Here is a 24,287-nt window from a genome sequence, read left to right as displayed (position 1 = left end):
AGTCGGCGCGGTCGAAGCTGGCGTCCCGGTCATGGCGCTTATTCCAGTCGGGTGGGCGGGCAGGCAGCCGGTTGGCTGCGGTGAGCAGGCCATTGTAGCCGGGTCGGGCGCCCCCCTTGGCAATCCCCGGCGAATTGGGGACACTCCCGCTCATGAAGGGGATGTTGGGGATCGCTGCGCTGGCCTTGGCTGCGCTGACCGCTATGCCGGCCAGTGCGGGCACCCTGTACAAGTGTGTTGGCAGCGACGGCATTCCCAGCTATGTGAGCAAGCGCGTGGCCGGGGCCAGCTGCAGCGTGATCAGCAGCTACCGGCCCGACCGCGGCGCGGCGCCTCGCCGGGCGTTGGCAGCGCCGCCCGCGCCGGCCCCGGCGGCCCCGATCGCCCGCGCGGCGCCAGCGCCGGCCCGGGCCGATACCGCCACCGCGGCGACCGCGATCAACCCGGCCCCGGCACCGTCCCCCGTCCCGGCCACGGTGCTGACCGCGCCCTCCGCCCCGGCGGCGGCTGGCAACAAGGCTGGAAAGGTCCGCAGTGGCCAGCTGTATGCCTATATGAAAGACGGCGTGCGCCATTACACCAGCGCACGCCCGAGTGGGGTCGCCAGCCTTGGCCAGGTCCGCACCATCCACTACAGCTTCATCGAGCGCTGCTACGCCTGTGGCGCCAACCCGGCGGTCAACTTCGGCTCGGTACGGCTCAACACCACGGCCTACCAGAGCGAGATCGCCGCCGCGGCCCGCGAGTTCGGGGTGGAAGAGGCGGTGGTCCGCGCGATCATCCATGCCGAATCGGCCTACAACCCGACCGCGCTCAGCCGGGCCGGCGCGCAGGGGCTGATGCAGCTGATGCCGCCGACCGCGCGCCGCTTCGGGGTCAGCGATTCCTTCGATGCCTCGCAGAACATCCGCGGCGGTGTGCAGTACCTGTCCTGGCTGCTCAAGCGCTTCAACGGCGATCTCACCCTGGCCGCGGCGGGCTACAACGCCGGCGAGGGCGCGGTCGATCGCCATGGTGGCGTGCCGCCTTACAGCGAGACCCAGTATTACGTGAAGCGGGTGGCCCTGTTGGCCGACCGCTACCGCGGCGCCGTGGCCAGCCATCAATGACCCATGGCGCCGGTGGTGCCTGATGCCGTACTGTCGGGGTAATGTCGTTCCGTAGTACCGCGTTGTGTGGCCGACTTCGGTTCAGCTACACTCGCGGCTGATTCAATGTGGACTGGCCCCCACCGGTCTGCTGGCAGCCTCAAGCTACCTAAATCAATATCGGAGTGCCGGATGGCCAACGATGGGGTAAACGATCCAGTCAATACTGGACGTCGGCGGTTTCTCTCAGCAACCACTGCGGTGGTCGGAGCGGTCGGCGTCGGATTTGCAGCGGTACCATTCATCAAGTCCTGGAATCCCAGCGCTCGCGCCAAACTGGCCGGTGCCCCGGTGATTGCCGACATCAGTGCGCTCCAGGAAGGCCAGCGTCTGGTCATGGAGTGGCGTGGACAGCCGATCTGGATCGTCAAGCGCTCCAAGGCCATCCTCGATGCGCTGCACGGGCTGGACGGCCGCCTCAAGGATCCCGGATCGGGCGAGAAAGAACAGCAGCCCGAGTACGTGCTCAAGCAGAATCCCGAATTCCGCTCGATCAAGGCCGAGGTCTCGGTGCTGGTCGGGCTGTGCACCCATCTGGGCTGTTCGCCGGAAATGGTCGCCGAGATCCGCCCCGAGCCCTACGACCCCCAGTGGAAGGGAGGCTACTTCTGCCCCTGCCACAAGTCGCGCTTCGACATGTCCGGTCGCGTGTTCAAGGATGTTCCGGCACCGATCAACCTGCTGGTGCCGCCGCACCATTACCAGGACGACAACACCATCATCATCGGCGTTGATCCGCAGGGGGCGGCTTGATCATGGCCAATATCCTTTCCCGCACCGCCACCGGCGTCGCCGACTGGGTCAACGCACGCGCGCCGGGCCTGATGCCGGTCTACCGCAAGCACGTCACCGAGTACTACGCGCCGAAGAACTTCAACATCTGGTACTACTTCGGCTCGCTCGCGCTGCTGATCCTGGTCAACCAGATCGTCACCGGCATCTTCCTGACGATGCACTACAAGACGAACGCGGCCGAAGCGTTCGCCTCCATCGAATACATCATGCGGGACGTGGAGTGGGGCTGGCTGATCCGCTACATGCACTCCACCGGTGCCTCGCTGTTCTTCATCGTGGTCTACCTGCACATGTTCCGCGGGCTGCTCTACGGCAGTTACCAGAAGCCGCGCGAGCTGGTCTGGATCCTCGGCATGCTGATCTACCTGGTGCTGATGGCCGAAGCCTTCATGGGCTACGTGCTGCCATGGGGCCAGATGTCGTTCTGGGGCGCGAAGGTGATCATCTCGCTGTTCGGCGCGATCCCGGTGATCGGCACCGGCCTGACCGAATGGATCATGGGCGACTACCTGCCCAGCGACGCCACCCTCAACCGCTTCTTCGCCCTGCACGTGATCGCCCTGCCGCTGGTGCTGTTGCTGCTGGTGGTGCTGCACCTGGGCGCGCTGCACGAGGTGGGCTCCAACAACCCGGACGGCGTGGAGATCAAGAAGGGACCGAAGGGCAACCGCTGGTCGGCCATCGCGCCTACCGACGGCATTCCCTTCCACCCGTACTACACGCTCAAGGATGCGGTCGGCGCCGGCTTCCTGCTGATCATCGCCGCCTTCATCATCTTCTTCGCGCCGGCCTTCGGCGGCCTGTTCCTGGAGCACGACAACTTCACCGAGGCCAACCGCCTGGTGACACCCGAGCACATCAAGCCGGTCTGGTACTACACCCCGTACTACGCGATGTTGCGCGTGGTGCCCAACAAACTCGGCGGCGTGATCGTGATGTTCTCGGCGATCGCCATCCTGTTCCTGGTGCCGTGGCTGGATCGCGCGCGGGTGAAGTCCTACCGCTACCGCGGCCTGCTCTCGCGCGGTCTGCTGGGCATGTTCGCGGTGTGCTTCGTGTGGCTGGGCGTGATCGGCTCCGGCCCCGGTACGGATGCGCACGAGACCTACATCGGGCGCGTGCTGACCTTCCTGTACTTTGCCTTCTTCATCACCATGCCGCTATGGACCAAGCTGGACAGGACCAAGCCGGTACCGGACCGGGTGACCACGCATGACTGACCACTGGATTGTCCGGCTGGCCTGCGCGGCCGCCCTGATGCTCGGTGTTGCGGTGGCCGATGCCGCCGAGGGCGCCAAGACCCTGCAGGCCGGCAACGACCTCAGCGACCGTGCGTCGCTTCAGCGTGGCGCACAGCTCTACATGAACTACTGCTCCGGCTGCCACGCGCTCAAATACCTGCGCTACTCGCGCATGGCCGCCGATCTCGGGCTGAGCGAAGAAGAGGTCATGAACAACCTCAACTTCACCGGTACGCCGGTCGGTGAGCCGATCCCGGTGACGATGCCCAAGGCGCAGGCGGAAAAGTGGTTCGGCAAGATGCCGCCGGACCTGAGCCTGATCTCGCGGGTGCGGGGCAGTGACTGGGTCTACACCTACCTCAAGTCGTTCTACCTCGATCCCACGCGTCCGCTGGGGTGGAACAACACCGTGTTCCCGAATGCCTCCATGCCCAACCCGCTGTGGGAAATGCAGGGGCTCCAGCACGCCGTGCACGGCAAGCCGGAGAATCCCGGCGAAGACCCGCCGGTGGTCGGCCTGAAGATCGAACAGCCCGGCAACATCGATGCCGGCCAATACGACCAGGCGGTGCGCGACATCACCAATTTCCTGGAGTATGCCGGTGAGCCGGCCGCCCTGAAGCGGCAGAAGCTGGGGGTATGGGTGATCCTGTTCCTGGCACTGCTGACCTTCCTGGCCTATCTGCTCAAGAAGGAATACTGGAAGGACGTCCACTGAGCGGTCCGGCGCCTTCCCGCGGCGATCGTTCCCCACGTGGGACGATCGACCTATTGGCTTTTGTGATGTGCGGTTGCACACTCGGGTACTGTGACGACCGTCAGCAATGGGCTGGCGGCGCCGATACGACCGGCGGTTACCGGACGTTGGAGAGCCTTTGATGGCGGCGAGCGTACGCATGCGGAATACCCTGACGCTGTTTTCCTCGAACGACGATGTCCTGTGCCATCGCGTACGGCTGGTACTGGCGGCCAAGGGCGTCACTTATGACTCCGTGCCGGTCGACCCGCAGAACCCGCCCGAAGATCTCATCGATCTCAATCCGTATCACTCCGTGCCCACCCTGGTGGAACGCGAGCTGGTGCTGTACGCGGCCTCGGTGGTCAGCGAGTACCTGGACGAGCGCTATCCGCACCCGCCGCTGATGCCGGTCGATCCGCTCTCGCGGGCCCGCATCCGCCTGGCGATGCTGCGCATCGAACACGACTGGGTGCCGCAGGTGCAGGCCATCCAGCTGGGCAACAAGACCCAGGCCGAGGCCGGGCGCAAACGTCTCAAGGAACTGCTGACCAGCGCGGTGCCGCTGTTCAAGGCCAGCAAGTTCTTCCTCAATCCGGAAATGAGCCTGGCCGACTGCGCGATGGCGCCGATCATCTGGCGGCTGCAGGCGCTGGACGTGCCGTTGCCGAAGGATGGCAAATCGATCGAAGACTACGGCAACCGCATTTTCCGGCACCCGGGCTTCATCCGCAGCCTGACCGATCAGGAAAAGAAGCTGCGCGATCTGCCGGTCTGATCGGCAGTGGCGAGTGCCGCGTGCGGCACGGCTGTACTGAACGAAATCGCGGTGCCGGTACGCGCCATGGCTGACCTGCGGGTGGGCGGGCGCGTACACTTGCATCAGGCAATCCGGATCAAGAGCAGCCGAGCACGGCTCGGCTCTACCACATGACAGAAGACACTTTTCGCATGACCAGCCACCGCCCGTACCTGTTGCGGGCCCTGGTGGAATGGATCAATGACAACGACCTGACGCCGCACATCCTGGTCGACGCCGGCATGCCCGGCGTGCAGGTTCCGCAGAGCGCGGTCAAGGACGGTCGCGTCGTGCTGAACATCGCCGAGCGCGCCGTGGTACGCCTGCATATCGACAATGAGAGCGTGAGCTTCTCGGCCCGTTTCTCCGGCACCAGTTACCCGGTGCAGGTGCCGATCTCGGCCGTGCTGGCGGTGTATGCCCGCGAGACCGGGCAGGGCATGGCGCTGCCCGATGACATCCCCGGCCATGAGCCGGGCCCGGACGACGAGCTGCCGCCGGACGATTCACCGACCCCGCCGGACGACGCACCGCCCAAGCCCAGCGGTCGCCCGCATCTGCGGGTGGTCAAATAAGACACACGATGGCCGCCGCAAGGCGGCCATTTTCATGGGTAAAGCCGACCGTTGGTCGGCTGCTCTCCGCAGCCATCGGCGGCAACGCCCCGGTAGAGCCGACCGTTGGTCGGCTGCTCTTCACGCCCATTGACGGCGACGGCCTAGTAGAGCCGACCGTTGGTCGGCTGCTCTCCACGCCCATTGACGGCGACGGCCAACCGCAGCCGACCAACGGTCGGCTCTACCGGGGTCAGACGTCTTCGGCGTCGCGGGTATCGATGTCGCGCCGGATCTCGCTGATCCGCGCCGCCGACGGCCCCACGAAGGTGATCAGCTGATCGCCGCGCAGCACCATGCGCCCGCTGTGGCGGTCCACGCCATCGTGCGAGTACTCGAACTTGAAGGTGCGCTCCCAGCCCAGCCAGCCATTGTCCTTGCGGCATACGCGCAGGCCGGTGGCATGCACGCTCTGGTCCAGCCACTGCACGTCGGCTGCGCGGCAGGCGTTGCGCCCGAGTACGCCGGCGCGTTCGGCGGCGGCACGCGAGGAATTCCAGAAGGCGTAGGCGAACGCGCCGGCAATCATCAACAGGATCAAACTGGGCATCGGTGACTCGGCGCGGTCAGGGAGGTCGGTGACTCCAAGATGGCGACGAACGCGGCGCGGATCAAGCCATGCGCCTGATCAAGATCAGGGTGTGCGGGGTGGCGGGACCGGCGGGCGGGGCGGCACCACGGTGGGAGCCCGCATCGGTGCCTGGGAAGCCGGCGATGCCATCGGCGGTGCCGTGGCACCAGTACCGGCAGCGGGCGGGGTCACCGGGTCCGGGGTGACCGTCGGCATCGGCGCGGGCGCGGTGGCCACCAGTTTCAGCAGGGCGGCCCAATCCTGGCGATTGAAGCTGCACTCCTCTTCGCGGCCGGGCGTGCAACCCAGGTCCATGCCGTCGCTCGCCGTGGCTTTGGCCGGCGGCAGCTCGATCCGGCCACTGCGGTCCAGCGAGAGCTTGCGCATCGCCACGGTGTTCATGACGTTGCCGCCGATCAGATACAGCGTGCGGTCACCGCCCATGTTGGCCGCGATGACCACTTCGCAGTGCGATTTCCAGTGCGTGACCGAGCCGTTGGACAGCGACTGGACCAGGCCGCTGTAGCTCAGCGTTTCGCGCCGGTCGCGGAGGTAGCACAGCAGGTCGCCCGGTGCAGGCTTCTCCTGCGCGGGATCGGCCATGCGGTACGGGCCGCTGTTCTGGAAGGCGGCCCGGATATAGTCGATGTGTCGGGGCGAACGGGTGAAGCCGGGTACCGAGGCGCGGGTCATGACCCATGAGATGAAGGCCGCCGACCATGGGTTGTCGATCAGGAAAGCACGGCAATCGGTATCGGTATAGCGCGTACCCGGCGGGGCCATGCAGCTCGATGCGCCGGGCTGGCTCCCCATCGGCGACAACGTGCCGCTCTGCCGCCAGTACCCGACCACGCGCTGCCAGGCGACCAGGCCGTTGTCGGCCAGGTGGACGTCCTCGGCTTCAGTGACGCTCAGGCTGGCCGCGCGTCCATCGCGGTCGATGAAGGGCCGATACCAGAGGCGATGTTCAGTGCAGGCGGTCCGGACGATGTTGATCGCCACCGGGCTGAGCCCGAAGCGCGGGGGCACATCGCAGACCTCGGCTGCGGATGCCTGGCGCGGCAGCAGCGCGAGCAGGGGAGACAGGCAGGCGAGAAGCGGCAGGCAGCGCATGCGTGCATTCCAGATGGGGGCAGACGCAGCCTCGCAGACCGCATCTGCCCATACCGTGAAAGCGGGGAGGCATCGCCCGTGGATCGGCACGCGCTTCAGCCGGGGGGCGGGCCCAGTTTCAACGACAGGTCGATCGCCTGCACGTGCTTGGTCAACCCGCCGATGGAGATGCAGTCCACGCCGTCCTCGGCGATCGCGCGCAGCCCGTCCAGGCCGACGCTGCCGGAGACTTCCAGCGGAATCCGCCCGGCCGCGATGCGCACGGCCTCGCGCCGGGTGGCGGCATCGAAGTCATCGATCAGGATGCGGGTGCAGCCCACCTCCAGCGCCTCGCGCAGCTGGTTCAGGTCTTCAACCTCGACCACCAGCGGCAACGCCGGCCACTGCACGCGCGCTGCCTGCACCGCCGCGGTCAGCGAGCCGGCCGCGCGGATGTGGTTTTCCTTGAGCATGACCGTGTCGAACAGGCCCAGGCGGTGGTTGTCACCGCCGCCACAGCGCACCGCGTACTTCTGCGCGACGCGCAGGCCGGGCAGCGTCTTGCGGGTGTCCAGGATCCGCGCGCCGGTGCCGGCCACCGCCGCGACGTACTGCGCGGTGGTGGTCGCCGTGCCCGACAGGGTCTGCAGGAAATTCAGCGAGGTGCGTTCGGCGCTCACCAGGCTGCGGTTGCGGCCCTGCAGGAGGGCCAGCACGGTGCCGGCGGCGACACGGTCGCCCTCGGCCACGCGCCAGTCGATCCGCACCTGCGGATCCAGCGCCTTGTGGGTCGCATCGAACCAGGGGCGGCCGGCGATCACCGCGTCCTGCTTGCACAGCAGGTAGGCAGTGTCGGGGCGGTCCGGAAGCAGGGCGGCGGTGACATCACCGCTGCCGATGTCCTCGGCCAGTGCACGGGCCACATCGGCGGCCACCAGGGCGGCCTCGGGGGCCGGCACGGGGAGGTGGCTCATTTTTCCGGGAAATCGGCGATCTGGGCGGTGGCAATGGCCTCTTCGGCCAGCAGCACCGGGATGCCATCGTCCACGCGGAACACCTGCTTGCGGTCGCGGGTCAGCAGGGCCTCGCGCAGCGTCTGCGCCTGCGGGCTGCCATCGGCCTTGAGCACGGCGCCGCTGCCGATCGCGCGGTTGAGCGCGTCCAGACCGGTGGCATCGAGCAGGGACAGGGGCTGGCGCGTATCGGGCGAGCACAGGAGGTCGAGCAGCTTGCGATCCATGGATTCTTCGTCTTGCGTGGAAGACGGCTAGAATACGTCTTTAAGGCAGGTGACGGCCAATGACCCTCAACCAAACCGCGCCGCTCGTCGGCATCGTCATGGGTTCCCGCTCGGATTGGGAAACCATGCAGCACGCCGCCCAGAAGCTGGATTCGCTGGGTGTTCCCTATGAAGTGAAAGTGGTCTCGGCGCACCGCACGCCGGACGTGCTGTTCACCTACGCCGAGCAGGCGGGCCAGCGTGGCCTGCGCGCGATCATCGCCGGTGCCGGCGGGGCCGCGCACCTGCCGGGCATGATCGCCGCCAAGACCGCCGTGCCGGTGCTGGGCGTGCCGGTGCAGTCCAAGGCCCTGAACGGCATGGATTCGCTGCTCTCGATCGTGCAGATGCCGGCCGGCATCCCGGTCGCCACCTTCGCCATCGGCAACGCCGGCGCTTCCAACGCGGCGCTGTTCGCCGCGGCGATGCTGGCCTCGGACCAGCCGGCGATCGGCGAGGCGCTGGAGGCCTTCCGCGCCCGCCAGACCGAAGACGTCATGGCCCACGACGACCCGCGTCAATGAGCGTCAGGACCGTTGGCATTCTGGGCGGCGGTCAGCTGGCCCGCATGATGGTCCTGGCCGGTGCGCCGATGGGGCTGCGCTTCGAGCTGTTCGACCCCGCCGCCGATGCCTGTGGCGGCCAGGTCGCGCCACTGCAGGTGGCCGCGTTCGAGGATGAGGCGGCCCTGGCCGCGTTCGCCGCCCGCGTGGACGTGGTGACCTTCGATTTCGAGAACGTGCCGGCGCGCAGCGCCAAGTTCCTGGCCGAGCGCGTACCGGTGCATCCCCATCCGGATGCGCTGGCCGTGGCCCAGGACCGGCTCAGCGAGAAGACCCTGTTCCAGTCGCTGGGCATCCCGCTGCCAGCCTTCGCCGATATCCGCAGCCGTGACGAACTGGCCGCCAAGGTCGCCGAGTTCGGCATGCCCTGCATCGTCAAGACCCGCCGCCTGGGCTATGACGGCAAGGGCCAGTTCCGGATCCGCAGCGCCGCCGATATCGACGCGGCCTGGGACACCCTCGGCAGCCAGGTCGACAAGACCGGGTTGATCCTGGAGGGTTTCGTCGCCTTCGATCGCGAGGTCAGCGTGGTGGCGGTACGGGCGCAGGACGGCGAGTTCCGCGCCTGGCCGATCACCGGCAACTGGCACGTCAATGGCGTGCTCTCGGCCAGCCTGGCCCCGGCGCAGCTGTCAGCGGCGCAGCACGAGGCGGCCATCGGCTACGCACGCACCCTGGCCGAGCGGCTGGACTATGTCGGCGTGTTCGCGCTGGAGCTGTTCTGCCGTGGCGATGAGCTGCTGGCCAACGAGATGGCCCCGCGCGTGCACAACTCCGGCCACTGGACCATCGAAGGCAGCGAGACCTCGCAGTTCGAAAACCACCTGCGCGCCGTGCTGGGCCTGCCGCTGGGCGATACGCGCATGCTGGGTCATGCCTGCATGCTCAACTGGATCGGGCAGATGCCGGAGGCCAACGCCGTGCTCGCCCAGGCCAGCGGCCATTGGCACGATTACGGCAAGCAGGCCCGGGACGGCCGCAAGGTTGGCCATGCCACGCTGCGTGATGACGATGCGGCGGTGCTGGCCGATGCATTGGAACGTGTCGGTGGGCAGCTTGATCGCGGCGAGCAGGTCGCGCGGGTGATCGAGATCCTGCGCGGTTAGAGGTCCGGTGGTGCCGGCCGCTGGCCGGCTCCCGCGGTGCAAGGTACAAGGGGAGCCGGCCAGCGGCCGGCACTACCTGCCAGGGCGCATGACCGGGACGCACGACCAACGGCCGTGCGCTGCCGGGCATCAGTCGCGCAGCTGCGCGGTAACGAAGTCCCAGTTCACCAGTTTCCAGAACGCCTCCAGATAGCGCGCGCGCTCATTCTGGTAGTCGGGGTAATACGCGTGCTCCCACACATCGCAGGCCAGCAGCGGGGTGCTCTCGCCGGTAAGGGGCGTGCCCGCATTGCGCGTCACCTGGATCGCCAGCGCGCCGTTGGGATGCTGTACCAGCCACACCCAGCCTGAGCCGAACAGGCTCAACGCCGCCCGGTCGAACGCCTCGCGCAGCCGTTTGGCATCGCCGAAATGACGGGTCACCAGTTCGCCCAGCCGACCCTGCGGCTCGCCACCGGCGCGCGGGTGCAGGCAGTGGAAATAGAACTGGTGGTTCCAGGCTTGGGCCGCGGCATCGAACAGGCTGCCTTGGCTCTGGCGGACGATGTCCTCCAGTGGCAGCTCGGCCAGTTCCGTGCCTTCGATACGTGCGTTGACCGTGTCCAGATAGCCGCGCAGGTGCCGCCCGTGATGCAGGTCCAGCGTCTGCGCCGACAGGTGGGGTTGCAGGGCGGTGCGGTCGTAGGGGAGGCGAGGCAGTTCGAGGGGCATGGGCACGACAGATTGGGAAGGGAAAGCGCCGCGCGATCGCGGATCGGCATCAGTGTGGCCGATGGCAGGGTGCCCACCACGCGAAGGTAGGGCATACAATGGCGGCCAGGGAAGTCTATCCGACCGGTGAGGCCGGGTTGTCCCATTGGAGGGAGAGTCGTTGTGGCGGTGATGCAGCAGATCCAGTCCGAAGTCGAACGTTACCCCCTCGTGTTGTTCATGAAGGGCACTCCGCAATATCCCATGTGCGGCTTTTCCAGCCGTGCCATCCAGGCATTGATGGCCGCCGGCGCGATCGCGCTGCGCACGGTCAACGTGCTGGAAGAACCCGAGATCCGCGCCAACCTGCCGCGCTTCTCCAACCTGCCGACCTTCCCGCAGCTGTTCATCCACGGCGAGCTGATCGGTGGCTGCGACATCGTGCTGGAGCTGTTCGAATCCGGCGAGCTCAAGCGGATCGTCGAAGAGGCCTCCCAGCCGTGAGCGCGGTCCCGTCCGTGGTGGTCGGGACCGGATCGCTCGCCGATCGCGTGATTCTCATCGCCGGGGCCGGGGGAGGCTTTGGCAGTGCCGCAGCCGTGGCCTGCGCGCAGGCCGGGGCAACCGTGGTCCTGCTGGGGCGCAAACCGCGCCGCCTGGACCGGGTCTATGCCGCCGTCGAGGCGGCCGGTCCCGAGCCGCTGCTGTATCCGCTGGATCTGGAAGGGGCTACCCCCGACGATTACGCGACCCTGGCCGAGCGCCTGCAATCCGAACTTGGCCACCTGGATGGGGTGCTCTACTGCGCGGCCGATTTCGCCGGGCTGACCCCGTTCGAGCTGGCTGACCCGGCCGCCTTCGCCCGCGCCGTGCACGTGAACCTGACCGCGCCGGCCTGGCTGGCCCAGGCCTGCCTGCCGCTGCTGCGCCAGAGCGACGATGCCGCGCTGGTGTTCACCGTGGACGATCCGGCACGGGTGGGGCAGGCCTATTGGGGGGGCTACGGCGCCGCCCAGCACGGCCTTCGTGGGCTGATCGCCTCGCTGCATGACGAACTCGGCCGCAGCCCGGTCCGGGTCAGTGGCCTGCAGCCGGGCCCGATGCGCACGGCCCTGCGCGCCCGTGCGTTCTCGCTGGATGAGGACCGCACCGCCCGTGACCCGGCCGAGTGTGCCGCCGCCGCGGTCCTGCTGTTGTCCGCTGCCGGCGCGGCGTATCGCGGCCAGATTCTCGACGCCTGAGCGCGGCAAAGGCGTCACCGCTGGCGCGAACGTGCCCCGGGCCTCCTCAACGTGCCCAGAGCCTCCTGAATGTGTCCCGGGCCTAGTAGGTAGTGCCGGCCGCTGGCCGGCTCCCCAGCCAACCCGCAGAACGCCAACCAAACACCGGTGAGGCCCTCGGTAGCCCGCATTCAGCCGGTCACAATCAAATGTGAAGATGGCGTCATGATCCCGTTGTGATGGCGTGTGTTTTGTCGCCAAACCGTCACAATCCGAGGCTATCGTGTTAATCTAGTGTTAACCGTTGCGGCTGAAACCAGCTCGCGGCTAGGGAACCCAGATAAAAGTCCAGTCAGCCGCCAGCAAGGCTGCTTGGGCGCGTTTTTTTCTCCGCCATCGCCAATCTCGCATCGAGGCTACTCCCCAATGACCCACTCCCGTTGTCTCCGGATGTCCAAGCTCACGCTTGGTCTCGTGGCTGCACTTGCCGCCGCTCCCGCCTTCGCCCAGAGCACCTCTTCCGGTGTGGGCGGTCAGGTCACGTCGGCTGCAGGCGCGCCTGTCGTCGGTGCAGAAGTCACCATCACGCACACCGAGTCGGGCACCGTCAGCCGCGCCACGACCGATGCATCGGGTCGTTACAACGCGCGCGGCCTGCGCGTGGGTGGTCCGTACACCATCACCATCAACAAGCCGGGTGAAGGCACCAAGACGGAAGAGGGTGTGTACCTCGGCGTCAACCAGATCGGTACCGTCAATGCGGCACTGACCGGCGACCTCGCTGCAACGAACCTCGATGCCGTGCAGGTCACCGCCGTGGCCGCAGGCTCGGAAGTGTTCAGCGCCACCAAGATGGGCTCGGGCACGTCGATCAGCCAGGAAACGATCGAAGCCATGCCGTCCGTCGGCGGCAACATCCAGGACATGATGCGCCTGGACCCGCGCGTCGCTTTCGTTGACCGTGCTTCGGGCAGCATCAGCGCCGGCGGCCAGAACCCGCGCTACAACGCCGTCCGTATCGATGGCGTGTCCGCCAGCGACACCTTTGGCCTGGAAGGCAACAGCTTCCCGACCCGTCGCCAGCCGGTTTCGATGGAAGCCATCGAAGCCATCAACGTCGACCTGTCCAGCTACGACATCACCATCACCGGCGCCACCGGCGCTGTGGTTGATGCCGTGACCAAGTCGGGTACCAATGAGTTCCACGGCTCGGTCTACGGCTACATGCGTGACGGCAGCTGGTTCGGTGACAACCCGGGTGGCGGCAAGTTCAACGGTTTCGAAGACGAGAAGACCTACGGCTTCACGCTGGGTGGCCCGCTGGTGAAGGACAAGCTGTTCTTCTTCGCCAACTATGAGAAGTTCGAGCAGTCCGCCCCGGGCGCCGACATCGCCGGCAGCGCCATCGGCGCCGGCACCATCACCGATGCCCAGATCGCGCAGGCCCAGCAGATCTTCCAGGAGCGCTATGGCGTGTCGGCGGGCAGCTACGACGCCGCTTCGGACACCAACCTCGAAGAGTACGCGCTGAAGCTGGACTGGAACATCACCGACAATCAGCGTGCGAGCTTCCGCTACAGCAAGCTGGAGCAGGACAAGCTGCGCATCAACGGCTACGGCCAGACCACCGGTGCCTCGATCAGCTCGTACTGGTACCAGCACGACAAGAAGATCGAGTCCTACGTCGGCCAGCTGTTCAGCGACTGGAGCGACAACTTCTCGACCGAAATCAAGGCCAGCTACCGCGATTACTCGGCCATCCGTAATCCGTCGGCTCCGGGTACTCCGGCGATCCTGATCGGTTTCGGCGGTCTGAACTCGAACCGTGAGTCGGTCGCCAACCCGACCCTGTACCTGGGTACCGAAGCCAACACCCAGTACAACGAGCTGTACACCAAGACCTGGAACTACTTCGCCTCCGGCACGCTCACCCTGGGCGACCATGACGTGAAGTTCGGTGCGGATTACAGCAAGAACGAAATCTACAACCTGTACGCACCGAACATTGACGGTTACCTGGTCTACAGCGGCATCGAAGGCTTCCGTAACAACACGCCGGTGGTCAGCACCTGGCGCAACCCGGTGGACGGTGGCGTGGAGAGCCTTGCGGCCGACTACGACTACACCACCCTGGGCCTGTTCGTGCAGGACACGTGGTACGTCAACAACAACCTGACCCTGACCCTGGGCGTGCGTGCGGACAAGTACGACACCAACAAGGACACGGCCTACAACCAGCGCGCCAGCGAGTTCTTCGGTTACGACAACCGTTCGATCGGCGACAACGGCTTCCTGGTGCAGCCGCGCGTGGGCTTCAACTACACCTTCGACAGCGATCGCCCGACGCAGCTGCGCGGTGGCGTTGGCCTCTTCCGTGGTGAAGCGCCGCAGGTGTGGCTGGGCAACATCTACGCCAACAACGGCGTGAACTTCACCCAGGGCACCGATTACCCGTACAACAACCGCAACCGTCCGGCACAGCAGGTCGTGAACTTCGTCTCCGACGATTTCCGCACCCCGTCCGTGTACAAGGCCAATCTGGCGTTCGATCACGAACTGCCGTGGAACGGTCTGGTCGCATCGGCCGAGCTGCTGGTGACCAAGGTCAAGGATGGTCTGTACTTCAAGCGCCTGGAACTGATGCAGCCGAGCTACACCGGCGGTCCGGACGGTCGCAACTTCTACTGGGGCAACGTTGCCAACGCCTCGACCTCCAAGTCGACCACCCCGAGCTGGGTGAGCGATGCCGTGCTGCTGGACAACACCGACAAGGGCCGCACCGCGCAGTTCACCGTGTCCCTGGCCAAGCCGTTCAGCCCGGACAGTGACTGGGCCTGGAACCTGGGCTACACCTATACCGATGCGAAGGAAGTTGCCAGCAACACCTCCTCGGTGGCGACCTCGAACTGGAACAACAACTACATCTTCCAGGCCAACGAGAACGCGCTTGCGCGCTCGCGTTACGAGATCCGCAACCGCATCTCGGGTTCGGTGAACTGGAAGCATGCGTTCTTCGGTGACTACGAGACCCAGGTCGGCATGTTCTATGAAGGCCGTACCGGTCGTCCGTACAGCTTCGTGTACTCCAACGACATGAACGGCGACGGCCGCACCTACAACGACCTGTTCTATGTGCCGAAGGGTCGTGGCGACGTGCTGTTCACCGGCGGTGCCGCCATGGAAGAAGCCTTCTTCGCATGGATGGAGAACAATGCACAGCTGAACCGTTACGCCGGCCAGGTGACCCCGCAGAACTCGGCTCGCGCCGGTTGGGTCAACACCTTTGACGTGCGTATCACCCAGCAGTTGCCGGGCTTCATGAAGGGCCACAAGTCCGAAATCTGGCTCGATATCCAGAACGTGGGCAACCTGCTCAACAAGAAGTGGGGTCGCATCGACGACTTCGGCTTCTATGCTGACCAGGGCATCGCCAACTTCCGCGGCATCGACCCGACCACTGGCAAGTACCTGTACGAGTTCCGTGCAGAGCGCCAGGGCAACACGAGCGCCACCGTGACCGACAGCGCCTTCGCCAACGCGGACGCCGACGGTTTCAACACCGGTGTGTCGCAGTGGTCGCTGCAGCTGGGCTTCCGCTACAAGTTCTGATGCGTCGGACCTAGTGGATGATTGAAAAGCGGCCGGGGTAACCCGGTCGCTTTTTTTTGTCTGTCAGGACGGGGGCGGCTGGAGCGCCCCAGTCTCCATCGGCCGCCCCACTGAGTGTTGTGCTGGGTAGTGCATGCCTGTATATTCAGTTGGTTGCGCGGAAATCAGTGCAATTGCGACGGCCCAGTGCCCCTGTCGCGGTCAGGACACATCCAAACGGTCGGGTTTCCCGGCCGTTTTGCTTTTTAAGGGGGCAGCGGTACAGTCGGTAACCTTGAGGAAAGCGAACAAGATGGACATGACGATCAACGAAAAGCCGGCGCGTACGCTGCCGGTGCAGGACGCGCGGATCTACCCGCGCGGTGGGCTGGATGTGTTGTCGCGCGCTGAAGTGGCACGCCTGCGCGACGCCTCCGGCGGCGGCATGCACGAGCTGCTGCGCCGTTGCGCGCTGGCCGTGCTGACCAGCGGCAGCGCCTCGGACGATCCGCGCGCGGCGCGCGATCTGTATCCCGATTTCGATATCCAGGTGGCGCAGCAGGACCGCGGCGTGCGCATCGATCTGGTCAACGCCCCGGCGATGGCCTTCGTCGATGGCGAGATCATCCGCGGCGTTGCCGAGCTGCTGTTCGCCGTGGTCCGCGACCTGGCCTACATGGCCATCGAGATGGGCCCGGCCTACGCGGCCGAGCTGGAATCGTCCGAGGGCATCACCAATGCGGTGTTCGGGCTGCTGCGCAATGCGCGCATCCTCAACCCCGGCGACCCGAATCTGGTCGTCTGCTGGGGCGGTCATTCCATTGGCCGCGATGAGTATCTGTACACCAAGCAGGTCGGCTACGAGCTGGGCCTGCGCGGGCTGGATATCTGCACCGGCTGCGGTCCGGGCGCGATGAAGGGCCCGATGAAGGGCGCCACCATCGCCCATGCCAAGCAGCGCAAGACCACCACGCGCTACATCGGCCTGACCGAGCCGGGCATCATCGCCGCCGAGTCGCCGAACCCGATCGTGAACCATCTGGTGATCATGCCGGACATCGAGAAGCGTCTGGAAGCGTTCGTGCGCATCGGCCACGGCATCATCGTGTTCGCCGGTGGCGTCGGCACCGCCGAGGAGATCCTGTACCTGCTGGGCATCCTGCTGCGCGAAGAGAACAAGGACCTGCCGTTCCCGCTGATCCTGACCGGCCCGACCGTGGCCGCGCCGTACTTCGAGCAGATCGACCGCTTCATCCGCCTCACGCTGGGTGAAGAGGCCGCCAGCCGCTACGAGATCATCATCGGCGACCCGGTCAACGTCGCCCGCAAGATGGCCCAGGGCATCAAGCGCGTGCGCGAGCACCGCCTGGCGCAGAAGGATTCGTTCTTCTTCAACTGGTCCATCGAGATTCCGTGGGAGTACCAGCAGCCGTTCGTGCCGACCCACGAGGCGATGGCGTCGCTGGACCTGCACCACGGCCGTCCGCCACATGCCCTGGCGGCCGACCTGCGCCGCGCGTTCTCCGGCATCGTGGCCGGCAACGTGAAGGAAGACGGCATGCGCCGCATCGAGCAGTTCGGCCCGTTCGAAATCCACGGCGATGCGGACATGATGCAGGCCCTGGATGAACTGCTGCGCGCCTTCGTCGAGCAGCGCCGGATGAAGATCTCCGGCGAGTACCAACCCTGCTACAAGGTCATGGCCTGAGGGCCTGACCTGGCCGGCGGCGGGCAGGGGCCGCTGCCGGTTCTCGATCTGCGTCAACCCATTGACGCCTGTCGCCTCCGGGCGACCGTTCGTCCTGCCGCCGCTTGCTGATCGGCGGCGGGGCGTTCATCTTCTGTGTCATCAACGCTGGGGAGCGTTTCATGTCTTTGCGCCGGTCCAACGGCTTCACACTGATTGAGCTCATGGTGACCATGGCGGTGCTTGCCGTGCTGGTCGCGGTGGGGTTCCCGAATTTCCTGAGCGTGATCCGTTCCAACCGGGTGGTCGCGGCCAACAATGAAGCGCTGGGCCTGCTGTCGCTCGCGCGCAGCGAGGCGATCCGCAACAACAAGGGCGGCGGTGTCTGTGGCAGCGCCACCGGCACCAGCTGCGACGGGGACTGGAACAGCGGCATCCTCGCCTTCGCCGACCCCGACGGCAGCGGTACCCTGGAAACCGGCGAAACGGTCCTGCGCTACAGCCAGGGCCACCCCAGGCTGGTGGTGGACGGGCCGGACAACGTGGCCATCAGTTTCGACGGGCGAGGTCGCCGCCAGGCGCCTGCCGACCAGACGCTGACCCTGCGGCCGGACGAATGCAGCGGCCAACCGATGCAGCGCACCGTGACCATCAATTCCTCCGGCCAGGCACGCAGTGCCCAGGGAGCGTGCCAATGAAGCGCAAGCATCCTCGCCGCCTGCGCGCAGCGCCGGGTGGCTTCACGTTGATCGAGGTGCTGGTCGCCATTGTCGTGCTTGCTTTCGGCCTGCTCGGCTTCGCGCTGCTGCAGACCATGAGTGTGCGCTTCACCCAGAGCGCCAACTACCGCACCCAGGCGACCAACCTGGCGTACGACCTGATCGATCAGATGCGCGCCAATCGCTATCAGGCGGCCTGGTACAGCACGGCATCGTTCTCGCCCGGGACGGTGGCTGTTGCCGGGGCCTGCGGCCGCCCGACCGGCAATGCGGTCACCATCCAGCAGAACGTCGCGCGGTGGCAGTGCCAGGTGGCCAAGGCATTGGGCGAGACCGCCAGTGCCAACGTGGCCTACGAAGATGGCAGCGTCACCGTCCAGATCGCCTGGGGTGACCAGCGCTGGGACAAGGACAAACCCGATGAAAAGACCACCTTCACCGTGACATCGCAGCTATGAGCCCTTTCCCGAATACACGGCGCAGGCAGTCGGGTCTGTCGCTGATCGAGCTGATGGTCGCGGTGGTGATCGGCACCGTGCTGATGCTGGGCGTCATCCAGGTCTTCATCGCCTCGCGCACCGCCTCGAGGTTGGCTGAAGGCGTGGCACGCACCCAGGAAAACGCCCGGTTTGCGATCGATTTCCTCGAGCGCGACATCCGCATGGCCGGCCACTACGGCTGCGTCAACGATCAGGCGCATTTCATCAAGGACGAGGGCGACCCGCGCCATCATTTCACCGCTGCGTCCGGGGCCGGCAGTCCGCTGGATTTTTCGGTGGCGGTGCAGGGCTATGAAGCGGGGGGTACCGCGCCGGGCGATACCCTGACCCTGGGCGAGGCCTGGAGTGACGCAGGCAACCTGCCGTCCGAGATCGTCGGGCTGAATCCACTGGGGGGCAGCGATGTGCTGGTACTGCGCTTCCTGGCCGGTGAAGGCGTTCCGGTCACGGCCATTACCGCGGACAGCGGCGGCAGTGAATTGACGGTGGACACCGAGCGCGCCGCCCGGTTGAGCCAGGGCACGCCCGCTGCGCCGACCATGTTCGGCATCGCCGATTGTGCCCACGTCGACATTTTCCCGGGAAGCGTCGCCGGGGGCACCGTCACGGCGACCAACGCGGACCTGTCCAGGTATGCGCCGCCCAATGGGCAGACGCTGGTCTACCGCGCCGAGTCCATCGTGTACTACATCGGGGCCGGCGCGTCCGGCGAGCCAGCGTTGCGCCGTGCCCGCGCCAATGCGGCCGGCGCGTACCCGGCCGAGCTCAATGAGGAGCTGGTGGAAGGCATCGAAAACCTGCAGGTTCTGTTCGGCCTGGATTCGACCCCGGACATCAGTGTCGATGCCTCGCCCATCGGCAACATCACCGTGCAGGCAACCGCCAGTGGCGTCTCCACGGGCACCGATGCGGCCGCGGCCGGGCAGTGGCGACGCGTGGGCCTGGTGCAGGTCGGCGTGCTGGCGCGCAGCCCGCAGCCGGCCGATGCGCTGCAGGCCCAGCAGAAGGTGGCTCGCCAGGGCGCACTGGGCGTGGAGTTCGCGCCGTCCGATACCCGTGATACCCGCTACCGGGCCAGCTATGAAGTATCGGTGGCCTTGCGCAATCGACTCTATGGGAACTGACATGCACGCCTCCGTCCGCCCCGTCGTTCGTTCTCCGGCCCCACATCGCCAGCGTGGCGCCGCGCTGTATGTGGCGCTGGTGATGTTGATCCTGCTGGCGCTGATCGGTATCGCGGGCATGCAGGTCGCCGGCATGCAGGAGAAGATGTCGGCCAACTATCGTGCGAGCAATCTGTCCTTCCAGAACACCGAAGCGACCGTGCGCACTGCCGAGCATCTGGTGGAGAAAATCGCCAATCGTCAGGAGCTGCCCGATGGCAGCCTGATCGTCGCCGGCGACATCGATGCCGGCTGCGATGCTGCCTTCGACCCGTCAGAGTGGGGCAGCGAGCAGAGTTCCGATGCGGTTCCAGCGGTAACGGTCAGGCAGATCGATACCTGCGTGCCCTTCGGCACCGGCGTGGGCCTGGGCGGGCCGCGCGATACCCCCATTCCGATCTATCAGATCACCGGCTATGCCGCCGATGATGAAGAACATCCCACCTCTTCGACCGTGATCGACACGGTTTTCAAGCTCTGAGGACGCGCACATGGTATCGCGCAGGACCACACTCATTTCCGCGTCGGTACTGGCCGTTCTGGTCGGCGGCGGGGTGCTGACCTATCAGCTGATCGCCGCGCAGGGGCAGGGGACGCTGTCCCAGGTGCCGTTGAACAACCAGGTGCAGGCGCAGCCGGCCTTCATCATGACGGTCGACAACTCCGGCTCGATGACCTTCCAGACCCAGTTCCCCGGGGCGGATGGCCAGGCCTGCTGGAATACGTCGGCCAAGAGTTTCTTCAGCAGCACCAAGACGCTCAGTACTACGGGTACCTGCGCCTTCTATTACGTGCTGCCGGGCACGCGCATTTCCGGCGCGTATTACGGCATTGCACCGTTCGACAAGTTCGGCTTCGCACGCTCCCCGACCTACAACCCGGCCTTCTACAACCCCACGATCAAGTATGAGCCGTGGATGCGCTATGACACCAACCAGGAAAAGGTGGTCGATTACGCTCAGGCAGCCACGTCCAAGACCCTGATAGATCCACGTCTGGCGGCGAACGCGGCCAACACGGTGGATCTGACCGCGGCCACCACCGGTGTGTTCAACATGGTCGATGGAATGGTGGTGCCCCAGGGCACTGTCTTCGCGGCGAACGGGAAGGACGGAACGCCCTACGCGGCGAACAAGGACTACACGTGGAAGACCACCGATTTCTACGTGGCGGGCAGGAATCAAACCCAGCCAACCCGGTACGACGCGACCTTCACCTACGTTCCAGCGACGTTCTTTCTTCCGTTCACGGGGAAGAGTGATTCGGTTCCGGAGTTGGCCGGGAGCCCTGGCGCCTACACGGCGGTAGCGCGCACGGAGGCCGCCAATGCCTGTGGCACGGGTTGCACGATGTGGAAGTACACGATCAAGAGCACCGACGGCGTTGCGTTGCAGAACTTCGCCAACTGGTTCTCCTACTACGGCAACCGCAACCGCTCCATGATCGCCGGCATGACCCGATCCATGGCGACGGTGGACAACCTGCGCGTGGGCTATTTCAAGATCAACGACAACGCCGACTACGACATGAGCGACAAGGGTGCGGCGTTGCCCATCCGCGATCTGGGTACCAAGGACGACAAGCGTGCGTTGTACGCCGACATGATCGCGTTGAACGCCTCGGGCAGTACACCCAATCGCCAGGCGGTGAAGGCGGCGGCCACCCAGTTCACCCGGACCGATGATCAGGCGCCGGTGCAGCTGGCTTGCCAGAAAAACGCCGTCATGCTGTTCACCGATGGCTACAGCAACCTTGATGGCCCGGAGGTCGCCAATGCCAATGGCGACGGCAACATGGGCATCCCGTTCAAGGATAGCCACGACAATACGATGGCTGATATCGCCGCTTCGTACTACATCAACAAGGATGGCAAATCCCCACTGCGTCCGGAACTCGCGCCCGGGCTGGTGCCGGTGCCGGAGGCCTGCAATACGGCCAACCCGGATCCGCGCCTGGATTGCCAGAAGAACCTGCACGTCAATTTCTACGGCATCACCCTGGGCGGGCGCGGCAAGCTGTTCAATCCCGATATCGTCCAGGACCCGTATACCAACGCGGCCATCTACAACAACTGGCCAAAGCGCGAGAACGGTGCGATCAGCACCATCGATGACATCTGGCATGCCGCCGTCAACACGCGTGGCGAGTTCATCAACGCGCGTACCCCGGCCGACATCACCCAGGCCATGCGCCGCGTGCTGTCGTCGGTGACGGCCGGTGCATCTTCCTCGGGCAGCTACGCGCAGTCGGGCGCGCGCATCGGCACCGGCTCGATGGCGGTGGCGCCGTACTACGAGATCGCCAACGAATCGACCGACTGGTTCAGCCGCCTCACTGCGAGCCAGATCACCGTGGACCAGGCCACGCGCAAAGCGGTCTACACCACCGCGTGGGAAGCCAGCGCCAAGATGCCGCAGCCGACCGCGCGCAAGGTGTTCTTCGGTACGAACACCGACGTGCTTCCTTTCAGCAGCAACAGTGTCACGCTGGAGTCGTTGTGTGACCTGTCCCCGTCGTTGTACCCGGGCATGGCCCGGTGTTCGGCTGGTGAGCTGACCGATCTCGGCGCGACGCGCGCAAACGCAGTCAGCTACCTGCTGGGCGAAAGGAGTCTGGAAACGCGGCAAGGGGGGCGCTTCCGCGACCGCACCACGGTGCTTGGCGACATCATCAATTCGTCGCCGGTCATCAGTGCCCCCATCGATGACTACGGTTATCGCGGGCTGGATCAAGGCCTGGGCGCGAGCTACGCCACCTACCTGGAGACCAAGCGCAGTGGGCGTTACATGGTCTATGTCGGCGCCAACGACGGCATGCTGCATGCCTTTGATGGCGGCATGGGTGTAAGCGGTACGATGGATAGTAGCGGCGGCGCGGAAACGTTCGCCTACATTCCCGCCACCTCCATGGGGCACATGGGCAACCTGCTGTTCCCGCTCGATCCGAACAATCAGGCCTTCCAGAAGTTTTCTCATCGCTACTATGTTGATGGTCCGGTCGCCGTGTCCGATGCGCGTATCGGCACCAGCTGGGGCACCGTACTGGTCGGCAGTACCGGCGCGGGCGGCCGCGGCGTGTTCGCACTGGATGTGACCAAGCCGGGTAGCTTCGGCACCGGCAGCCGCCTGTGGGAAATCAACGACCTCAGCGGCTCTGAAGGCGTGAAGGCCAATATCGGCCACGTGCTGGGCAAGCCGGTCATCGTTCCGTTCAAGGACGCGAGCGGAACCGTGACCTGGAAGGCCATCTTCGGCAATGGTTATGGCAGTGCCAGTGGCAAGGTGGTGCTGTTCATGGTGGACATCGGCACCGGCTCCCCCAACATCACGATGATCGAAGCGTCCGAGACGGCAGGAAGCCCGCCGGCTGGCAAGAATGGCCTGGGCAACATCCTGGTGGTCGACCGTTGGACCGGCAGCGGCCGCAATGCGCGCGGCCGTGACGGTTATGCCGATACGGTGTACGCGGCCGACCAGAAGGGCGCGGTATGGAAGTTCGATCTGCGCGATACCAGTGCGAGGGTTTCCACGCCGCTGTTCACCACGCAGACCAGCACCAGGAATGGTTTGACCTACCGTCAGCCGATCACCGGCGGCATCAACGCCACCAATGGTGACCGCGGTGGTGTGATGCTGTTCTTCGGCACGGGCAGTTTCGTCTTCAACGAAGATGTCCGTGACGAATCGATCCAATCCCTGTACGCGGTCTTGGATGCCTCCGACGAAACGCCTTCCCTGACGATGACCGCGGCCGATCTGCGGCCGTATACCGTGTCTGCCTCGGGTGATGTGCGGACGATGACGCCGGGCACGATCCCCGCCGATTCGCGCGGCTGGCATGTCGACCTGCCGGCGGGCGAGCGCTTCCTCGCGTATCCCGCGCTGGCGTCCGGTGTGGTCTTCATGCCCACCTATGTGCCCAATCCAACCACCAAGAGCTGTGCGTCGGATGGCTCCAACTGGCTGTTCGGGCTGAGTGCGCAGTCCGGTGCGCCGGCATTGTCGAAAATGCGCGCCGGGTCGCCGACCGGCACCAAGTTCGGCGCTGGCACGGCCGCGGTTCCGCTGTCGACCGGCGGCAACGCCCCGGTGAAGGATGTCGGGGTGCAGGTACTGCCGCGCCAGCAGCCACCCGGCAAGATTTCCGGCGACAGCCCAGGCGGCGGTGGACCGGGTTCACCTGGCGGAACGCCACCCCCGGTGGACCCGCCCGCCGAGCCCTGCCAGATGCTGGTCACCGCGGCAGGCGGCGTCCCCATGTACGTGCCGTATCCCTGTGGACGCCAGTCCTGGAGGCAGTTGCAATGAGTCGTTCGTTTCCCACCCTGGCCCGCGCCGGACGCGTGCCGGCTGTCCCCGCCCGCGCGATGGGGGGATTCACGCTGATCGAGTTGATGTTGGTGGTGATCGTCATGGCGATTCTGGCCGGTATCGCATACCCCAGTTACGTCGAGCAGACGCGCAAGTCCAAGCGCGGGCAGGTCAAGGCCGACCTGGTCGAGTACGCGCAACTGGCCGAGCGGTTCCACACCACGCAGAACACCTATGAAGGGTTCACGCTGCCCGGCGGTGGGAACTCGGTCAGCTCGCCGCGCGAAGGGGGTACGGCCGCCTACAGTGTCGGGTTTGTCGGCACCCAGTCCACGTTCACGCTGACCGCGACCGCACAGGGAAACCAGGCCAAGGACAAGTGTGGCGACCTCGGCATCAACCAGGCCAACGTCAAGACCAGTGGGGGCACGCTCTCCGAGTGCTGGTGACGTGACGTGACGTGACG

23 protein-coding genes are annotated in these 24,287 nt (G+C 65.8%); 18 read left to right on the top strand and 5 right to left on the bottom strand.

Annotation, left to right across the window (positions count from 1 at the left end):
- The first annotated feature begins 152 nt into the window (after positions 1 to 152).
- The 6 genes from ORK51_RS07870 (at position 153) to ORK51_RS07845 (ending at position 5,294) form a co-directional block, all read left to right on the top strand.
- Complete coding sequence (locus ORK51_RS07870; RefSeq protein ID WP_266084676.1) at positions 153 to 1,109, top strand: lytic transglycosylase domain-containing protein; 957 nt, start codon at positions 153 to 155, stop codon at positions 1,107 to 1,109.
- 171 nt (positions 1,110 to 1,280) lie between these two features.
- Positions 1,281 to 1,901, top strand: a complete 621-nt coding sequence (petA, locus tag ORK51_RS07865) for a ubiquinol-cytochrome c reductase iron-sulfur subunit (protein WP_070426998.1) — start codon at positions 1,281 to 1,283, stop codon at positions 1,899 to 1,901.
- A 2-nt stretch (positions 1,902 to 1,903) separates the two neighbouring features.
- The gene (locus ORK51_RS07860) at positions 1,904 to 3,163 is read left to right on the top strand and encodes a cytochrome b (protein ID WP_019186260.1); all 1,260 of its coding nucleotides are present in this window, start codon (positions 1,904 to 1,906) and stop codon (positions 3,161 to 3,163) included.
- Positions 3,164 to 3,200: 37 nt separating this feature from the next.
- Positions 3,201 to 3,902, top strand: coding sequence for a cytochrome c1 (locus tag ORK51_RS07855; RefSeq protein ID WP_390328394.1), 702 nt, complete (start codon positions 3,201 to 3,203; stop codon positions 3,900 to 3,902).
- 160 nt (positions 3,903 to 4,062) lie between these two features.
- Complete coding sequence (locus ORK51_RS07850) at positions 4,063 to 4,698, top strand: glutathione S-transferase N-terminal domain-containing protein (RefSeq protein ID WP_019186262.1); 636 nt, start codon at positions 4,063 to 4,065, stop codon at positions 4,696 to 4,698.
- Between the two features lie 152 nt (positions 4,699 to 4,850).
- Entirely contained in the window at positions 4,851 to 5,294 is a 444-nt protein-coding gene (locus ORK51_RS07845; protein WP_019186263.1) for a ClpXP protease specificity-enhancing factor, read from the top strand.
- Positions 5,295 to 5,526: 232 nt separating this feature from the next.
- On the opposite strand, the gene ORK51_RS07840 is transcribed toward ORK51_RS07845, so the two are convergent.
- The 4 genes from ORK51_RS07840 to ORK51_RS07825 form a co-directional block, all read right to left on the bottom strand.
- Positions 5,527 to 5,883: a DUF3301 domain-containing protein gene (locus ORK51_RS07840; RefSeq protein ID WP_019186192.1), complete on the bottom strand. Its 357-nt coding sequence runs from the start codon at positions 5,881 to 5,883 to the stop codon at positions 5,527 to 5,529.
- An 84-nt stretch (positions 5,884 to 5,967) separates the two neighbouring features.
- The gene (locus ORK51_RS07835) at positions 5,968 to 7,017 is read right to left on the bottom strand and encodes a DUF2272 domain-containing protein (protein WP_070426999.1); all 1,050 of its coding nucleotides are present in this window, start codon (positions 7,015 to 7,017) and stop codon (positions 5,968 to 5,970) included.
- A gap of 95 nt (positions 7,018 to 7,112) precedes the next feature.
- Positions 7,113 to 7,970 carry a carboxylating nicotinate-nucleotide diphosphorylase gene (nadC, locus tag ORK51_RS07830; RefSeq protein ID WP_266084675.1) on the bottom strand — a complete coding sequence of 286 codons (858 nt, stop codon included), beginning with the start codon at positions 7,968 to 7,970 and terminating at the stop codon, positions 7,113 to 7,115.
- Entirely contained in the window at positions 7,967 to 8,236 is a 270-nt protein-coding gene (locus ORK51_RS07825; RefSeq protein WP_019186189.1) for a Trm112 family protein, read from the bottom strand. Before ORK51_RS07825 ends, nadC begins: the two co-directional genes overlap by 4 nt.
- 59 nt (positions 8,237 to 8,295) lie before the next feature.
- Here ORK51_RS07825 and purE point away from each other — a divergent pair, with 59 nt between their 5' ends.
- Together purE and ORK51_RS07815 are read left to right on the top strand one after the other, a co-directional pair.
- A complete protein-coding gene (purE, locus tag ORK51_RS07820) occupies positions 8,296 to 8,799 on the top strand; it encodes a 5-(carboxyamino)imidazole ribonucleotide mutase (protein ID WP_019186188.1) in 504 nt (167 codons plus the stop codon).
- The gene (locus ORK51_RS07815) at positions 8,796 to 9,944 is read left to right on the top strand and encodes a 5-(carboxyamino)imidazole ribonucleotide synthase (protein WP_266084674.1); all 1,149 of its coding nucleotides are present in this window, start codon (positions 8,796 to 8,798) and stop codon (positions 9,942 to 9,944) included. The genes purE and ORK51_RS07815 overlap by 4 nt, the downstream gene beginning before the upstream one ends.
- 129 nt (positions 9,945 to 10,073) lie before the next feature.
- Here ORK51_RS07815 and ORK51_RS07810 read toward each other — a convergent pair whose 3' ends face one another.
- Positions 10,074 to 10,655 carry a superoxide dismutase gene (locus ORK51_RS07810; RefSeq protein WP_261997345.1) on the bottom strand — a complete coding sequence of 194 codons (582 nt, stop codon included), beginning with the start codon at positions 10,653 to 10,655 and terminating at the stop codon, positions 10,074 to 10,076.
- Between the two features lie 162 nt (positions 10,656 to 10,817).
- Between ORK51_RS07810 and grxD the strand changes: the two genes are divergently transcribed.
- The 10 genes from grxD (at position 10,818) to ORK51_RS07760 (ending at position 24,270) form a co-directional block, all read left to right on the top strand.
- A complete protein-coding gene (grxD, locus tag ORK51_RS07805; RefSeq protein ID WP_019186185.1) occupies positions 10,818 to 11,138 on the top strand; it encodes a Grx4 family monothiol glutaredoxin in 321 nt (106 codons plus the stop codon).
- Positions 11,135 to 11,875: an SDR family NAD(P)-dependent oxidoreductase gene (locus ORK51_RS07800; RefSeq protein ID WP_070470683.1), complete on the top strand. Its 741-nt coding sequence runs from the start codon at positions 11,135 to 11,137 to the stop codon at positions 11,873 to 11,875. The genes grxD and ORK51_RS07800 overlap by 4 nt, the downstream gene beginning before the upstream one ends.
- Positions 11,876 to 12,280: 405 nt before the next feature.
- Positions 12,281 to 15,463 (top strand): TonB-dependent receptor, encoded by a 3,183-nt coding sequence (locus ORK51_RS07795; RefSeq protein WP_266084673.1) that lies wholly within the window; start codon positions 12,281 to 12,283, stop codon positions 15,461 to 15,463.
- Between the two features lie 298 nt (positions 15,464 to 15,761).
- On the top strand, positions 15,762 to 17,150 hold the full coding sequence (ppnN, locus tag ORK51_RS07790) for a nucleotide 5'-monophosphate nucleosidase PpnN (RefSeq protein ID WP_026070247.1): 1,389 nt from the start codon (positions 15,762 to 15,764) through the stop codon (positions 17,148 to 17,150).
- A 161-nt stretch (positions 17,151 to 17,311) separates the two neighbouring features.
- Positions 17,312 to 17,827: a GspH/FimT family pseudopilin gene (locus ORK51_RS07785; protein ID WP_261997347.1), complete on the top strand. Its 516-nt coding sequence runs from the start codon at positions 17,312 to 17,314 to the stop codon at positions 17,825 to 17,827.
- The gene (pilV, locus tag ORK51_RS07780) at positions 17,824 to 18,306 is read left to right on the top strand and encodes a type IV pilus modification protein PilV (protein ID WP_070427004.1); all 483 of its coding nucleotides are present in this window, start codon (positions 17,824 to 17,826) and stop codon (positions 18,304 to 18,306) included. The genes ORK51_RS07785 and pilV overlap by 4 nt, the downstream gene beginning before the upstream one ends.
- Complete coding sequence (locus tag ORK51_RS07775; protein ID WP_070427005.1) at positions 18,303 to 19,472, top strand: PilW family protein; 1,170 nt, start codon at positions 18,303 to 18,305, stop codon at positions 19,470 to 19,472. Before pilV ends, ORK51_RS07775 begins: the two co-directional genes overlap by 4 nt.
- A 1-nt stretch (position 19,473) precedes the next feature.
- Positions 19,474 to 19,992, top strand: a complete 519-nt coding sequence (locus ORK51_RS07770; RefSeq protein ID WP_266084672.1) for a pilus assembly PilX family protein — start codon at positions 19,474 to 19,476, stop codon at positions 19,990 to 19,992.
- 10 nt (positions 19,993 to 20,002) lie between these two features.
- Complete coding sequence (locus ORK51_RS07765; protein ID WP_266084671.1) at positions 20,003 to 23,818, top strand: pilus assembly protein; 3,816 nt, start codon at positions 20,003 to 20,005, stop codon at positions 23,816 to 23,818.
- Positions 23,815 to 24,270 carry a type IV pilin protein gene (locus ORK51_RS07760; RefSeq protein ID WP_429000630.1) on the top strand — a complete coding sequence of 152 codons (456 nt, stop codon included), beginning with the start codon at positions 23,815 to 23,817 and terminating at the stop codon, positions 24,268 to 24,270. Before ORK51_RS07765 ends, ORK51_RS07760 begins: the two co-directional genes overlap by 4 nt.
- Positions 24,271 to 24,287 lie beyond the last annotated feature (17 nt).

This window comes from Stenotrophomonas sp. RIT-551 (genome assembly GCF_026241915.1).
GTDB lineage: Bacteria > Pseudomonadota > Gammaproteobacteria > Xanthomonadales > Xanthomonadaceae > Stenotrophomonas > Stenotrophomonas bentonitica_A.
The sequence above is the reverse complement of the archived record's forward strand: the minus strand, read 5'-3'. Positions and strand labels throughout refer to the sequence as shown.